Source organism: Emcibacteraceae bacterium (assembly GCA_041396985.1).
Classification (GTDB): Bacteria; Pseudomonadota; Alphaproteobacteria; order Sphingomonadales; family Emcibacteraceae; genus Pseudemcibacter.
In genome coordinates this window covers 120,955-136,147 of record JAWKXO010000002.1, presented here as the reverse complement: position 1 = coordinate 136,147, position 15,193 = coordinate 120,955, and the positions used below count along the sequence as shown (strand labels likewise).

17 protein-coding genes and 1 tRNA gene are annotated in these 15,193 nt (G+C 43.1%); 8 read left to right on the top strand and 10 right to left on the bottom strand.

The window, feature by feature from the left end:
* Positions 1 to 31: 31 nt before the first annotated feature.
* The gene (locus R3D86_05270; GenBank protein ID MEZ5757613.1) at positions 32 to 2,443 is read right to left on the bottom strand and encodes a DNA translocase FtsK 4TM domain-containing protein; all 2,412 of its coding nucleotides are present in this window, start codon (positions 2,441 to 2,443) and stop codon (positions 32 to 34) included.
* A 149-nt stretch (positions 2,444 to 2,592) separates the two neighbouring features.
* A complete protein-coding gene (locus R3D86_05265) occupies positions 2,593 to 3,822 on the bottom strand; it encodes an ammonium transporter (protein ID MEZ5757612.1) in 1,230 nt (409 codons plus the stop codon).
* A 249-nt stretch (positions 3,823 to 4,071) separates the two neighbouring features.
* Between R3D86_05265 and R3D86_05260 the strand changes: the two genes are divergently transcribed.
* The gene (locus R3D86_05260; protein MEZ5757611.1) at positions 4,072 to 5,298 is read left to right on the top strand and encodes a UbiH/UbiF/VisC/COQ6 family ubiquinone biosynthesis hydroxylase; all 1,227 of its coding nucleotides are present in this window, start codon (positions 4,072 to 4,074) and stop codon (positions 5,296 to 5,298) included.
* Positions 5,299 to 5,329: 31 nt separating this feature from the next.
* Here R3D86_05260 and R3D86_05255 read toward each other — a convergent pair whose 3' ends face one another.
* Genes R3D86_05255 through R3D86_05240 form a run of 4 tightly spaced genes read right to left on the bottom strand, consistent with a single transcriptional unit; the run spans position 5,330 to position 7,630 of the window.
* Positions 5,330 to 5,494: a Trm112 family protein gene (locus R3D86_05255; protein ID MEZ5757610.1), complete on the bottom strand. Its 165-nt coding sequence runs from the start codon at positions 5,492 to 5,494 to the stop codon at positions 5,330 to 5,332.
* Between the two features lie 52 nt (positions 5,495 to 5,546).
* The gene (locus tag R3D86_05250; protein MEZ5757609.1) at positions 5,547 to 6,224 is read right to left on the bottom strand and encodes an LON peptidase substrate-binding domain-containing protein; all 678 of its coding nucleotides are present in this window, start codon (positions 6,222 to 6,224) and stop codon (positions 5,547 to 5,549) included.
* 5 nt (positions 6,225 to 6,229) lie between these two features.
* Complete coding sequence (gene trxA / locus R3D86_05245; protein ID MEZ5757608.1) at positions 6,230 to 7,114, bottom strand: thioredoxin; 885 nt, start codon at positions 7,112 to 7,114, stop codon at positions 6,230 to 6,232.
* Between the two features lie 12 nt (positions 7,115 to 7,126).
* Positions 7,127 to 7,630, bottom strand: a complete 504-nt coding sequence (locus R3D86_05240; protein ID MEZ5757607.1) for a prolyl-tRNA synthetase associated domain-containing protein — start codon at positions 7,628 to 7,630, stop codon at positions 7,127 to 7,129.
* A gap of 161 nt (positions 7,631 to 7,791) precedes the next feature.
* On the opposite strand from R3D86_05240, the gene R3D86_05235 reads away from it, so the two are divergent.
* Positions 7,792 to 7,866 (top strand) — tRNA-Gly (locus R3D86_05235).
* Positions 7,867 to 7,911: 45 nt separating this feature from the next.
* Here the strand turns inward: R3D86_05235 and R3D86_05230 are convergent.
* Positions 7,912 to 9,072, bottom strand: coding sequence for an ATP-dependent 6-phosphofructokinase (locus tag R3D86_05230; protein MEZ5757606.1), 1,161 nt, complete (start codon positions 9,070 to 9,072; stop codon positions 7,912 to 7,914).
* A 9-nt stretch (positions 9,073 to 9,081) separates the two neighbouring features.
* Positions 9,082 to 10,095: a phage shock protein operon transcriptional activator gene (gene pspF / locus R3D86_05225; GenBank protein MEZ5757605.1), complete on the bottom strand. Its 1,014-nt coding sequence runs from the start codon at positions 10,093 to 10,095 to the stop codon at positions 9,082 to 9,084.
* A gap of 200 nt (positions 10,096 to 10,295) precedes the next feature.
* Between pspF and pspA the strand changes: the two genes are divergently transcribed.
* From pspA to R3D86_05205, 4 genes are read left to right on the top strand one after another with little or no spacing between them, the layout of a single operon-like run.
* A complete protein-coding gene (gene pspA, locus R3D86_05220) occupies positions 10,296 to 10,979 on the top strand; it encodes a phage shock protein PspA (GenBank protein MEZ5757604.1) in 684 nt (227 codons plus the stop codon).
* Positions 10,980 to 11,025: 46 nt separating this feature from the next.
* Positions 11,026 to 11,241, top strand: coding sequence for an envelope stress response membrane protein PspB (pspB, locus tag R3D86_05215; GenBank protein ID MEZ5757603.1), 216 nt, complete (start codon positions 11,026 to 11,028; stop codon positions 11,239 to 11,241).
* Positions 11,241 to 11,639, top strand: coding sequence for an envelope stress response membrane protein PspC (gene pspC, locus R3D86_05210; protein ID MEZ5757602.1), 399 nt, complete (start codon positions 11,241 to 11,243; stop codon positions 11,637 to 11,639). Before pspB ends, pspC begins: the two co-directional genes overlap by 1 nt.
* Before the next feature lie 17 nt (positions 11,640 to 11,656).
* Positions 11,657 to 12,190 carry a L,D-transpeptidase family protein gene (locus R3D86_05205; GenBank protein MEZ5757601.1) on the top strand — a complete coding sequence of 178 codons (534 nt, stop codon included), beginning with the start codon at positions 11,657 to 11,659 and terminating at the stop codon, positions 12,188 to 12,190.
* A 6-nt stretch (positions 12,191 to 12,196) separates the two neighbouring features.
* Here R3D86_05205 and R3D86_05200 read toward each other — a convergent pair whose 3' ends face one another.
* Together R3D86_05200 and R3D86_05195 are read right to left on the bottom strand one after the other, a co-directional pair.
* On the bottom strand, positions 12,197 to 12,478 hold the full coding sequence (locus tag R3D86_05200; GenBank protein MEZ5757600.1) for a hypothetical protein: 282 nt from the start codon (positions 12,476 to 12,478) through the stop codon (positions 12,197 to 12,199).
* A gap of 22 nt (positions 12,479 to 12,500) precedes the next feature.
* Positions 12,501 to 12,713: a hypothetical protein gene (locus R3D86_05195; GenBank protein MEZ5757599.1), complete on the bottom strand. Its 213-nt coding sequence runs from the start codon at positions 12,711 to 12,713 to the stop codon at positions 12,501 to 12,503.
* Between the two features lie 101 nt (positions 12,714 to 12,814).
* On the opposite strand from R3D86_05195, the gene zapE reads away from it, so the two are divergent.
* Both zapE and mdh read left to right on the top strand, forming a co-directional pair.
* Complete coding sequence (gene zapE / locus R3D86_05190; GenBank protein ID MEZ5757598.1) at positions 12,815 to 13,978, top strand: cell division protein ZapE; 1,164 nt, start codon at positions 12,815 to 12,817, stop codon at positions 13,976 to 13,978.
* A 231-nt stretch (positions 13,979 to 14,209) separates the two neighbouring features.
* The gene (mdh, locus tag R3D86_05185) at positions 14,210 to 15,175 is read left to right on the top strand and encodes a malate dehydrogenase (protein MEZ5757597.1); all 966 of its coding nucleotides are present in this window, start codon (positions 14,210 to 14,212) and stop codon (positions 15,173 to 15,175) included.
* Positions 15,176 to 15,193 lie beyond the last annotated feature (18 nt).

Below are 15,193 nucleotides of genomic sequence, written 5' to 3'. Positions count from 1 at the left end.
ACAATAGAAATTAATATAATATTTATCAGTGTTAATAATCTTCTGAATGATCACTGACCAGCACCTCGCGTTTGCCAACATGGTTGGCACTACTGACCACACCGTCCCTTTCCATTTTATCAATAATATTGGCGGCTCTGTTATACCCAATTTGTAACTGACGCTGAATATAGCTTGTTGATGCCTTTTGATCCCTGGCCACAATGGCAACGGCTTGGTCATAAAGATCATCGCCGCTTGATTTGCCGCCATTAGGGGTCATCTGAGCATTTTGCAGAAAATCGGAATCAAATCCTTCATCGGGTTCTTCAACAATACTGGACAGATAATCAGGACGTCCTTGTTTCTTAAGGGCCGTAACAACCCTTTCCACTTCCTGGTCATTGACAAACGGTCCATGAACACGGGTGATACGGCCGCCACCGGCCATATAAAGCATATCGCCCATACCTAGCAGCTGTTCAGCGCCCTGCTCACCAAGGATGGTGCGGCTGTCAATTTTTGATGTTACCTGGAAAGCAACCCTGGTTGGAAAGTTGGCTTTAATTGTGCCGGTGATGACGTCCACTGACGGACGCTGCGTTGCCATAATAAGATGGATGCCCGCTGCCCTGGCCATCTGTGCCAGTCTTTGAATAAGAGCTTCAATATCTTTGCCCGCAACCAACATAAGATCTGCCATTTCATCAACAATAACGACAATCATAGGGAGCGGCGTAAGATCAAGGCTTTCTTCCTCATAAATAGGCTTTCCAGTGTCTGGATCAAATCCGGTTTGAACTTTGCGAATTATATTTTCACCCTTTTGTTTCGCTTCTTCGAGGCGCTTATTATAGGCGGTAATATTTCGAACCTGCAGTTTTGCCATATTCTGGTAACGGTGTTCCATTTCGCGCACTGCCCATTTTAAGGCAACAACGGCTTTTTTAGGATCCGTTACAACAGGGGTTAGAAGATGCGGAATATCATCATATACAGATAATTCGAGCATTTTCGGATCAACCATAATCAGGCGACACTGAGCTGGCGTCAGCTTATAGAGTAGTGACAGGATCATCACATTGATCGCGACAGACTTACCAGACCCGGTGGTACCAGCCACGAGTAAGTGTGGCATTGATGCGATGTCAGCGACAATGGGGTCACCGCCGATATCCTTACCAAGAGCCATAGGAAGCTTTGCTTTGCTGTCTTCATAAATGCTGGAAGATAATATTTCACGAAGAGCAACGATTTCCCTTTTACTGTTTGGAAGTTCGATGCCGATAGCATTTTTACCGGAAACGACAGCAACACGGGCTGATGTTGCGCTCATAGAGCGGGCAATATCATCGGCAAGGTTAATAACCCGGGAAGATTTTGTTCCGGGTGCGGGTTCCAGTTCATAAAGGGTGACAACCGGTCCCGGCCGTACTTTGGTTATTTCACCTTTAACACCAAAGTCATCAAGAACCGCTTCCAGCATTCGGGCATTTTGCTCCAATGCATCATGGGTAAGACGGTCCTGTTCGGCCAACGGTTTAGGTTGGGAAAGCAGGCTAAGAGACGGCAAGGCAAACTGCCCGTCCGATATGATGTCCAGCATTGGTTGACGTTCAATTGTTTCCCTTTTACCGGCTTTCAGATTTCTTTGTTCCGGATCAATAATCGGAATTGTCCGTTTTTCCTTATTAGGCTCACTTTTTATTGGAGGTTCTTTTCGTACCGGCACTTTGTTTCGCCTGACATCAATTTCTGCTCCACTTGCATCAGCATTCCGTCCGCCAAACAGACCTCTGATAGACGCAAAGGCAGAAAATATTTTTGAAAAGAAAGTAAATACGCACCATTTAATACCGCGAAAGAGTGCTTTCCACTCTTCCCTTTCCAAGCCCGCAGTATAGGCAAAACTTAAGGCAGTAATTGCTGCAAAAACAATGAAAACAATTTGAGGATAAAAATTCACCTGAACCCAGGCAAAAAAGCTTTGGACATATCCAAGCAGCATTTGACCCATAAATCCGCCAAGTCCGACATTGACCAAAGGCCAGTTCTGATAAACAGGTAACGTTGAAAGTGTAATGACAGCCGCAATCACCAGTATGGGCAGGACCAGTAAGTGCATAAAAATGTATGGAAGTCCTTTAAGCGTAACAATCCGCCAGCCCCATGTTAAGAGGGGAAGTACAAGGACGTAAGCACCCAGGCCCAGACTTTGAAGCAAGACATCAGACGTCCAGGCACCAGCGGTGCCAAGAAGATTATTTGCGTCTGTTGTAACAGCATTATTCCAGCTTGGATCATTAGGGTCGTAGCTGAAAAAGGCCACAACCGACGCAGCAAATAAAGCAATCAGAGTGATGCCCCAAAGCCGAATAAGCAAATTAACAAGAAACTCTGTTACCGACTCAGGTAAAAGAGATTTCTTTGCTGTTTTTTTAATAGTACTACGTCTGCTTGCCAATGATCATTCCTATTATTGCCAGGCTCTACTGATAAAATATATTATCATTATGGAATAGAACAAGGCAAATATATGGCTATCCTGGCGCTAAATATATCAAAAAATTACTTTAATTACAAAAACATGACACCATGACGTCAAATTTCTTACTATCTTAGCCCAAAATCTTCTTCCGGTGTGGCGCTAATATTATGAATGGCAAGATCGGCGCCCAGATATTCATCTTCCTGGGAAAGCCTGAATCCGACAGTTTTCTTTATGAGTCCGAAGACGACAAATCCACTAATTCCGGCAATTATGATACCTACCACAGAACCGGTAATTTGCGCTATCAGGGAGACACCACCCAAGCCCCAGAAAGCCTGTTGTCCGAAGATGCCTGCTGCAATTCCACCCCATAGTCCGCATAGCCCATGCAGTGGCCAAACACCGAGTACATCATCAATTTTCCAGCGATTTCCGCAAGTTGTGAAGGCGTAAACAAATATTATCCCGGCGACAATACCGACAAACAGTGCCCCAATAGGGTGCATTAAATCTGATCCTGCACAAACGGCAACCAATCCTGCCAAGGCACCATTATGAACGAAACCAGGGTCTTTCTTGCCGACAACTAAAGCGGACAGAATACCGCCGACCATAGCCATAAGGCTATTCAGGGCAACAAGACCGCTTGCGGTGCTAACAGTCTGTGCGCTCATGACATTAAAGCCAAACCATCCGATACAGAGAATCCAGGAACCAAGCGCGAGAAAAGGAATATTGGATGGTGGAATTCCAAGCGGTGCGCCGTCTTTTCTATATCGTCCCATGCGGGCACCCAGAGTTACCACGGCACCGAGTGCAAGCCATCCTCCCATGGCGTGGACAACAATGGACCCCGCAAAATCATGAAATGGTGCGCCAAAATTATCAGCCATGAAAGTCTGAAAATCAAACAAACTACCCCAGACCATTCCCTCATATAGCGGATAAATAAGGCCGACGATGATGGCCGTTGCCAAAAGCTGCGGTTTAAAACGGCTGCGTTCGGCAATGCCGCCAGAAATAATTGCCGGTATTGCAGCGGCAAATGTCAGCAGAAAGAAAAATTTGACCAGATCATAGCCATTTCCGAGAAAAAGGGAATTTTCTGAAATACCGCTTATTTCCGCGGCATTGCCCAAAAATGAGACACCATAGGCAATATTGTAGCCAATAAAAAAATAAACGACGGTTGAGATAGCAAAGTCTGCGATGATTTTTACCAATGCATTAACCTGATTCTTCTTTCGTACACTTCCCACCTCAAGAAAGGCAAAACCTGCATGCATGGCAAATACGAGAATTGCCCCAATAAGAATAAAAAAAACGTCTGTTCCTGATTTTAATGTGTCCACAACTATTTCCTAACACTAAGTGTAATTGGTTCCTCAGTGCACTTACAAGAAGCATGCCAGAAACGTAACAGACTGATATAGAATGATTTTCTCTGATATTTGCATATTTAAAGAGGGATTTTCTGCCTAAAAATTAGACAATTGATATGATATTTCATATTTTGATTAAAAAATAGACAATAAAATCCTTTAAATCATTTCAAGATATTATTTGCCAGCCCATTGGGCCAGACTTATACTGCCCGGATTATGAACAAAAAAATTGCCGCTAAAAAAGTAGATATTATTATTTCCGGTGCCGGTGTTGTTGGAATGACACTTGCCTGCATTTTAGCGGATCAGGGGCTGGAAATTGCCCTTATTGATCCTTTGAATGTGAAAGTATCGCTTAATGATGAATTTGATGGACGTTCCTATGCGATATCCTATGCCCCTTATATGATGTTAAAAACGACTGGCCTTTGGGACAAGATTGGTTTTGCGGCACAGCCGATCAATGAAATCCATGTGACAGATGGTAATAGTCCGGTATTTCTGCATTTTGATCAAAAAGAGCTTGGTGACGGCCCGCTCGGCCAAATGGTTGAGGTTCGCCATATTCGTTCGGGTCTCTATGATGCGATAAAGGACCGCAAGAATATTAACCTTTTTTCCCCTGATCAGATTATTTCCAGTCAAACATTACCCGGTCATGTTGAAATTGACCTTAAAAGCGGTAAAAAACTGAATGCGACTTTACTTGTCGGGGCAGAAGGACGTGGATCAACCTTAAGACAACAAAAAGACATTAACATCCGGGTCTGGGATTATAAGCAGACAGGTATTGTAACCACTGTTGAGCATGAACTGGATCATCAGGGTATTGCCCATGAAAAATTCTTTCCATCGGGCCCTTTCGCCATATTGCCGCTAAAAAATAACCATTCATCAATCGTCTGGTGCGAACCGCCGGAGCGTGCGGAAACGATTATGGCTCTTTCGGAAAGAGCGTTTAATGCGGAGCTCGCAAAAAAATTCGGAACATTTCTCGGTACCGTAAAGTCGCTGGGGAAAAGATGGTCCTATCCACTAACCATGCAGCTTGCTGATGATTATATTGCCGAAAGATTTTGTCTGATCGGTGATGCCGTTCACGGCATTCATCCAATTGCGGGGCAAGGGTTTAATCTTGGCCTTCGGGATATAGCGGCACTGTCAGAAATATTAGTAGATGCCCATCGCTTAGGCGGGGACATTGGGTCTGAACTGGTGCTTGAGAGATATGTCCGCTGGCGGCGCACGGATAATAATATTCTGGCACTGGGTATGGATGGCCTGACACGGTTATTTTCAAATGATAATCCAATTATTAGATTAGGGCGACGTGCCGGGCTTGCCATTGTTGAGGAGGCACCCCCATTAAAGAAATTTTTTATGCGTCATGCCCGTGGTACGGTTGGAAAATTACCCAAGCTATTACGCGGAGAACCACTCTAAGAATTTCAGGATATTTATAATATTCTGGTTTTTAGTCCAGTTCCCGTGCTTCTTCGACAAGCATTATAGGAATGCCGTCCCTTACCGGGAAGGCCAGTTTTGCTTTTTTGCTGATCAGTTCCTGCGCTTTTTCATCATAGATAAGACTGCTTTTGGTAACGGGACAGGCAAGCACGTCAAGCAACCTGGGGTCCAGCTTTCCGTAATTGATTTTTTTATCTTTTGATCCATCCGTCATTGTTCGTGCCTTAATGTAAATTTTCTTCTGATGCTATATCATGTTGGAGCAGATTAAAATCAATAATTTTTATCATCAGTTTTGCCCGGTCTGTGAGGGTTGGTGTTTCAATAATTAACTGTTTCTCAGCAGAATCAAAAGGACATATCATCGCCATACTGTTAATAATTTCCTCATCACTGATGTCAGAAAAATCAGCAGGATTAATATCCATGCTGAAACGATTAAAATATTTTTTGAGTGAACTTAAATAGCGGGTTTTAAGCTCTTTTTCTGCAAGCGGTTTTTCGTTCCCATCATCTAAGAAATTTGCATTACTGATGCGCGCTTCCCTGTAGCTGTTCACCATTGGCAGTTCTTCTGAAATTTCAAAACGGCTGATACCATTCAGAATAACGAGATATTGATTTTCACCAATTGTCTCCATTTTTGTAATCAATCCGGCACAGCCTGTTTTATAAAGGGGCCGTCCTCTTTTGGCGGTACCGTATAGATCATTATTATCACGTGAGCTGGAAATTTTTGATCCTTTCGGCTGAATCATGCCAATAATCCCATCACTGTCGTGGGCCGCTTCCACCATTTCAATATATCTTGGCTCAAAAATATTGAGAGGGAGATACCCCTTTGGCAATAAAATTGCACCCGTTAAAGGAAAAAGAGGAATTATGTCCGGTAATTTTTTCATCATGATCAGGAAAAGAGCAGGCTAGAGAGCTTTCTTCTTGCGGCAATGGTAAAAGGATCCATAGGTCCGGCCACTTCGAAAAATTTAAGAAGCTGCTTCCTCGCGCCGTCATCCTGCCATTCTTTATCGGCTTTAAAGATATACAGAAGCTGGTCTGCCGCTTCATCTCGCTCTCCTCTTGCCCAAAGCTGTAGGGCAAGATCAAAACGGGCCTGATGATCATTGTCATCTTTATTAAGCGCATTTCTTAAAGTTTCTATATCATCAAGCCCATCAACCTGTGCTACGGTGTCCAGTGTGGCCTGAGCGGCACGGATTGCCGGATTATTCTTGTCGGGCGCTTCTGCCAATACATTTTTGGCATTTTCCAGATCACCAAGTTTAATAAAAACGGTGGCAAGTCCCGCGAGAGCCTCATTATTGGTTTCGTCCATTTGTACAATCTGGGAATAGGCGCCACCGGCCTCTTTTAAATTGCCTTCTGCTTCCTGAGCTTTGGCAAATTCAAGAAGCTGATCAATTTCGGATGGCCCCATATCAGGCGCTATTTTTTCTATAAAGGCTTTTAATTCTGTCTCGCTTTTTACACCTGCAAAAGCATCAACTGGCCTGCCACCGACAAATGCTACAACTGTGGGCACTGATCGGATTTGCATCTGTGCGGCAATTTCCTGTGCTTCATCAATATTAACCTTGGCGAGAATGACAGCACCATTTGCCTGCATGACCACTTTTTCGATAATTGGCCCCAATGTTTTGCAAGGCTCGCACCACGGTGCCCAGAAATCAACGATAACGGGAACGTCCATGGATTTTTCAATAACTTCGGAAACAAATCCAGGCATATCAACGTCAATAATATAGGGGGACGGGGTACCTTGTTGCTGCATATTTGTACTCTTTTATAGTTTGTCAAAGTCTAAAATGATTGGATTAAAGCCGAAATGCTCAATAAATTTTATCAGATCATCGCGGTGAATGGTTGTCGTTGCTTCATTATGAAGTGGATGATAATTAAGATATTCCTGCTCCAGCATGCCTTTATCAAGGATGACGATCAAGTCATTATTATCTACATTAATCAGGGAAAATGGTGTAACAGAGCCAGGTTTTATACCCAGCATGTCAATCATCCGTTCTGCACTGGCAAAACTTAAGCGCCCGACATTAAGGCTCTCACAATCAGAAAGCGCCTTCATATCCAGTCGCCTGTCCTCTGAAAGAACGGCAAGAATGAAATTATTTTTTTTGTCCTTCAGGAAAAGGCTTTTGCAATGTCCACCCGGTATTTCGCCGCGCAGTGATTGCGAGTCCTCGACTGTGTAAAGTGGCGGATGCTGATAAGTCGTGGTTTCAATATTCAGATTATCCAGTAATCTAAATAAATCATTTTCAGTTGCCACCATGTTAATACCTTGAATTTAAAAGCATGTTATCGACAGAATATATAACGTCAGTTTGCAGTGCCGCCAATGAATTTTTTTTGAAATTGCACTTGCAATTCGGGAATTGTTGCGTATATTCCCCTTCACAGACAACGATATCGTTGTTGGCATATCCTGGATATGCGGGCGTAGCTCAGTGGTAGAGCGTCACGTTGCCAACGTGAATGTCGAGAGTTCGAATCTCTTCGCCCGCTCCATTCTCATAAAATTATAGACAATAATTTCGGAAGTTACTTATCTTTTTAAAGATACATGGGACGACCAAGAATATTTTTAATATCCGGACGGTAGTTATTTATATCATAAAGATTTTCAACAATCAGTCCGGGCTGCTCAATAAGGACACTGTCATTGTTGGTTACCTCATAATTGCCGTCAATAATTGCAGTCATTTTACCGAAGGTTTTTTTCTCTATAAGCTGAATAGCCAGCGTGCCGAAGTTTTTGGCAATAAGTTTATCAAGGGCATCAGGCTCCCCACTTCTCAGAAGATAAGCAAGAGGTTGTGTCAGGACACTTGAGCTGTGATTTGAGCGTAAGTGGTTATAAATAATGTCCCCTATGCCTCCGAGTTTTTCGTTACCATAATGGTCTTTTAATCCCAGATAGACATTTTCTCCGCCTTTAAGTCTTACCCCTTCGGCAACAACAGCGATAGAGTAATTATCAGTGTTTTTTTTGCGGTCGGATATAATCAGGTCGCTAAAATGTTCAAGGTCAACGGATACTTCGGGAATAAGAACCCGGTCAGCGGCGGCAATATGGCCGGAAAGCAGAGCAGGTTCGCCGCTATGGCGACCGAAAAGCTCAATAATCGCTATGCGCTCGTGACTGGCGGCGGTCGTTTTTATTTTATTGATACTGTCAACACAGCGGGTGACGCAGGTGCTGAAGCCGATACAGTAATCGGTGCCGTTTACATCATTGTCCATGGTTTTCGGGATGCTGATGACGGGGAACTTCTGTTTGCTTAAATGTGCCGCGAATCTCAGCGATCCATCGCCACCGATCGGGATAAGCACATCAATTTCCATATGATCTAGTACTTTGAGAACATGGTCTGTGCAGTCAAATGTTCCTTCTTTGAATTTTGAGGCAGGGACATTGCCTTTTAAAAAGGAGGGAAGAAATTCTTCACCGATCTGGACCGGGTTAAATCGGGACGTGTGAAGAATGGTGCCGCCTATATTCTCAATGCCTCTCAAGTCTGAAGAATTGAGCGGTTTTGATAATAAATTATTTTCAGCCTCATTTCCTGCAGGGTTATAATCAAACAGCCCTTTCCAGCCCCGTTTGATGCCGATTGTCTGCCAACCATTTTTTTCAGCCCCTTCTACGATCGCTTTGATGCAAGCATTTAATCCCGGTACATCACCGCCGCTGGTTAAGATGCCTATTTTCATTATGTACTCCTAACTGAGCAGATTGTGTTTTTTAAGCTGATGCCTCAGCTGATGGTAACTTAGGCCAAGATATCCGGCTGTTCGGCGCTGGTTAAATTTATTGGCCTTTAGCGCGCTTTGCAATAAATCTTTCTCAAATTGATCGATGGTTTGCTGGAAATCGCGTGGCTCCTGCTCTGATTGTTTTTGTTGTGACTTTATCAAAATGTCTGATTGTATTTCTTTTTGCTTGTTCGAGAGTGGACGGTATGGAGAGCTGAAAGGATCAAGAATAATCTGACCTACGGGCTCATTTTCATCATCAGCATAATATACCGCCCGCTCAACAACATTTTTAAGCTCACGGATATTGCCGGGCCAATCATAAGCCATCATTTGATCCGTTATGTCAGAAGAAAATCCTGGGAAGCTTGGCCAGCCCCGCTCCTGAGCTATTTTCCTGGCAAAATACTGGGCCAAAATCATAATATCATCCTTACGCGCCCGGAGGGGTGGTAGCGTGATGACATCCAGCGCGAGTCGGTCCAGTAAATCATGACGAAAGCCACCAAGCTCAGCGGCCGTCGGCAGATCAATATTGGTTGCGCCTATTATTCTTACGTCTGTCGAGAGGGTCTTATTGCTGCCCAGCCGCTGAAATGTGCCATATTCCGTAATACGCAGAATTTTTTCCTGCGCGGAAAGTGATGTGGTGGCAATTTCATCAAGAAATAATGTGCCGCCATCGGCTTCTTCAAAGCGACCAATCCGTTTGCCGGCTGCTCCGGTAAAAGAACCGGCCTCATGGCCAAACAGCTCGGATTCCAGTAAAGTGTCTGGTAAGGCGGCACAGTTAACCTGAACAAATTTCTGTTCCCAGCGCGGTGATAAAAAATGCAGACGGGAGGCAATAAGCTCCTTTCCGGTGCCGCGCTCACCGATCACCAATACGGCACGGTCATGGCTGGCAGCCCGGCTGGTTTGCTCAATAATTTCAAGAAAAGCGGCGCTCTCCCCGATGATAATTTGTTGTGGATGATCCATATGAAAAAATTTATCAATAAATAATAAAAAATGCCAATAAATAATAAAAATTACTAAATTATTTTCATCTGTAAAATTCACGATAATACAAAAAATCATTATTAAACAAAGGCTTATGGAAAAATATAAAAACTGGCACGCCCTGTGCAGTAGAGGATGTGAAGGCCCAGGTAGGGGCAATTTAATTTTGGAGATATAAAATGGGCATTTTTACCCGCCTAACCGACATAATCAATTCAAACATTTCGCATATCCTTGATAAAGCTGAAGACCCGGCCAAAATGATTCGCATGATGATACAGGAAATGGAAGACACGCTTGTTGAAGTTCGTTCTTCTGCCGCCCGTGTCATTGCTGACCGCAAGGAAATTGACCGTCATATTGACCGTTTAAACAAAGTGCAGGACGATTGGTATGCCAAAGCGGAACTTGCTCTAAGTAAAGGAAGAGAGGATTTAGCAAATGCAGCACTCGTTGAAAAAGCAAAATTGGTGGACATCGTTCTGGAACTGGAGCAGGACCGCGCTCCTTTAGAAGAGGCTCTCGCCAAATATGAAGCGGATATTATTTCGCTAGAAGCAAAAATCAAAGAAGCAAAACAAAAACAGAAATCACTGGTTGAAAGACAAAATTCTGCAACCACTCAGCTTCGTGTTCGGTCCAAACTATATGACAACCGCATCGAAAATATTATGAACCGATTTTCATTAATGGAAAAACGGGTTGAAGAAACGGAAAGTCTTGTTGAAGCGTCAGAGCTTGGCCGTGAAAAAACCCTGCATGAAGAATTCGTGGATTTGAAAGCCAATGAAGCGGTTGCAGATGAGCTCGCTGAACTAAAGGAAAGACTGGCCAAAAAACAATCCAAGGCTGCAAAAAAATAATTATGGGTGTATCCTGAAATAAAGCAGGATTTGGAAAGGATAAACAATGACAGAAGTTGTCGCAATTGTATTCATGGCAGTAGTCGCGCCACTTTGGATACTTCTTCACTATATTACAAGGTGGAAATCCACAAAAACCATATCAAATGAGGATGAGAATATCCTGGGTGAATTATGGGAAAGCGCGGAGAGGATTGAAAGCCGGCTTAACAATATTGAACGGATTCTGGATATAGAATCCCCTGATTGGAGGAAAAAATAATGTATAGACATCCCCATACTCCCCCATATAAAAAACTCTATCTTGATAAAAAGAATGCTAAAATTTCAGGGGTTTGTGCTGGCCTCGGTGATTATTTTGGGATTAAACCTAAAATTTTGCGTATTGCTGCCATTCTAGGCTCAATCTTCTTTGGCTTCGTCTTTTTTGTAATTGGATATGTCTTGCTGGCTTACTTCCTCGATGAAAAGCCGGAAGATATCTACGAAAGTAAGAAAGAAAGCGATTTCTGGAATTCGGTCAGAACAGAGCCTTCAAATACTGTACGTGATATTCGTTACAAATTTAGGGATATTGAGCGCCGGTTGCGCGCAGCAGAAGCACATGTCACTTCATCACAATATAATCTGAGCCGAGAAATAGATAATCTGGATAAATAAAAAACAGGTATAAGCTTATGGAAATCCTCGTCACACCTATTTCAGAAAACCCCTCCCGCGGCATATTAAAATTCGGATCAAAAACCTATCGCTGTGCGCTTGGCAAAGGGGGGATCGCCAATGAAAAAAAAGAAGGGGATAATAAAAGTCCTACAGGCAGGTTTGAGCTTCGAAGCATTTATTATCGCTATGATAAATTGCGTCAGCCCATTTACAGCAAAGTGCCGCTATTTGCGACACTCAGAGAAGATGGATGGTGTGACGACCCCAATGATAAAGCCTATAACCAGTCCGTGATGCTACCCTATCATGCCAGTGCCGAAAGTTTGTGGCGGGATGACGATCTTTATGATGTCCTTGTGGTGCTTGGCTATAACGATGCACCAGTGGTTCCAGGAAAAGGCAGTGCCATATTTATGCATGTGGCTAGGGACCTGGATGATGATGATTATGTCGGTACAGAGGGATGTGTATCATTGAAAAAATCAGACTTGCTGGAAATTCTTCCCCATTTGACACCGGATACTTTACTGGAGATAACCAGAAACTAAACCCGCTTAAAACTTTTCTCTTTTATCATAGGTAAATTCAGGTATCTGTGTAATCGCGGTGATTTTAAAGCCACGATTACGTGGATATTTTGAGCGGATTTTTTTAATGACACTGCGAACATTAAGGGCGGGTAACTCGATATAGCGGCTGTCTGCCCAACCATCATCCCACCTAGGATGGGACTCGTCAAATTCTACCAATTTGCGGACTTCGGTATTATACATGACGACTTCATAGATATTGGTGTTTCTCAACTCGCTGAAATTTTTACGGTTTTCTTTAGTCATGATGTGATTATCGTTTCGGCAGTTAAATCGCTTCTGATACGTCACCAAGAACAAACCCCAGTTTTTCTGGATGTTTGCGACGACAAATATTCAGGGCTTCTTCTGCTGTATGGGCATAAATAGTAATTAAATGCGTATCAGCCCAGCTAGCTTCAAAGCTAGGATGATTTTGCCGGTTACGAACGGCCAGGCGTACCTCATTATTGTAAACCGGTATTTCATAACTTTTTTTCATATTTTAACTCTAATTCATGGTATTTTTTAATAACTTTTCAGTTAATACACTATATAAGTTATTAAATGTATAACGAGAGACAGATTTTTGAGTAATTTTTTATGATTAATTCGACTTTAGACCCGTACACAAGATACCATGAAATGCTAGAAAACGGGCAATTGAAAGAAGATGGAAATCAGGCAAGAGTTGTTGACAAATTTCAAAATCTATTCCTCAGTCTAAAAAATAATAATCCTGCTCAAAATGAAAATATTTTGAGCAGGATGTTTCTTAAGAAAAAAATAATCGAAAAGCCAAAAGGATTATATATATACGGCAGCGTTGGCAGGGGGAAATCCATGTTGATGGATCTGTTTTTTGATCTGGCTCCTATATTGAATAAACGCAGGGTTCATTTTCACGCTTTTATGATTGAAATACATAAGGAAATTCATGCGTGGCGTTATATGGACAAGGAAAACCGAATTAAGAAGTTTGGTACATCAGCAGATGATCCGATCCCTCCGTTGGCAGAAAATATTGCAAGAAAAAGCAAACTCCTGTGCTTTGATGAATTTCAGGTGACCGACGTGACGGATGCAATGATTCTGGGTCGGTTGTTCAGATCTTTACTCAATCTTGGTGTGATACTGGTACTGACCTCAAACAGAGCACCGGATGAATTATATAAGAATGGCCTTAACCGGGAACTTTTCCTGCCAACAATAAAAATGATCAAGGAAGAACTTGACGTTGTTGCTCTTGACGGACCCACTGATTACCGGCTGGAGCGAATGAAAGGCATGGAAGTATACCATCATCCGCTTGGTGAAGTAGCAACAAAAGCCTTGTCGGAGGCATTCTGGCGGCTTACGGACCATGAAGTTGATGATCGCACCGAAGTTGGCCCTGATGATATTGAAGTTCAGGGACGTATTCTCCATATTCCTGTGGCTTCCCGCGGGGTCGCGGTTGTGTCCTTTAAAAAAATATGTGGTGCAGCGCTTGGATCTGCCGATTATCTGGCCATGGCCTGGAAATATCACACCATTATTATGGTTGGGATACCAAAACTCGGACCCGAAAACAGAAATGAAGCAAAACGATTTACCACTTTCATTGACGCATTATATGAAAATAATGTCAAATTTCTTTGCTGTGCGGCGGTGGCCCCGGAAGATCTGTATGAAGAGGGGCATGGCCATTTTGAATTTCAAAGAACCGTATCAAGACTAATGGAAATGCAGTCAAAAGAGTATCTGGCTAAGGGGCATGCCGTTTGATAAGGCCATAATAGATCGCTATACAAAGCAATATTGACAACTATATTGACAAATAATTGAAAAATATGTGTATTTTTATATAGAAACTGTTGCGTAACGACCATTTTCGCGCTACATCGGGAACAATGATTTTATTTTAATCTCGGGACCCGGAAAATATCTTAATAATATGATATGAGCATATTAAGAATTATTCTGAAACCCTTCAAAATTTCTAGGAGTAAATATAATATGGCACGTAAGAAAATTGCGCTCATTGGTGGCGGTCAAATCGGCGGTACTTTGGCACATCTCGCCGGACTAAAAGGTCTGGGTGATGTTGTTATTTTTGATATTGCAGATGGACTTCCGCAGGGTAAAGCTCTCGATATCGCACAATCCTCAACTGTTGAAGGCTATGATGCCCGCATTTCCGGCACAGCGGATTATGCTGATATTGCCGGTGCCGATGTTGTTATTGTTACTGCCGGTGTCGCCCGCAAGCCTGGTATGAGCCGTGATGATCTGCTTGGCATTAACTGTAAAGTGATGAAATCAGTGGGTGAAGGCATCCGCGATCATGCACCAAATGCATTTGTCATTTGTATCACCAACCCACTTGATGTGATGGTTTGGGCTTTACAGAAATATTCAGGACTTCCAGCAAATAAAGTTGTAGGAATGGCTGGCGTGCTGGATAGTGCACGATTTACTCTATTTCTTGCTGAAGAATTCAATGTTTCCGTCGAAGATGTGAATGCTTTTGTTCTTGGCGGCCATGGAGATACCATGGTGCCACTACCACGCTATTCAACAGTCGCGGGAATTCCGATCCCTGATCTTGTCAATATGGGATGGACGACAAATGAAAAGCTTGAAAAAATAATTCAGCGTACCCGTGATGGCGGCGCGGAAATTGTTGCTCTTCTTAAAACAGGGTCGGCCTATTATGCGCCGGCAACTTCTGCGATTGCGATGGCAGAAAGTTATCTTGGTGACAAACGTCGTCTTCTGCCATGTGCTGTGGCGCTTAATGGCGAGTATGGTCAATCTGATATGTATGTCGGCGTGCCATGTATTATTGGTGAGAACGGGGTCGAAAAGATTGTTGAGATTGCTCTGAATAAGGAAGAAAAAGCCGGCTTTGATCATAGTGTGGCCGCTGTCAAAGGACTGATGGAAGCCGTGGTTGCCATTGATCCTTCACTGGGTAACTAATCAGAAAATATAAAGAAT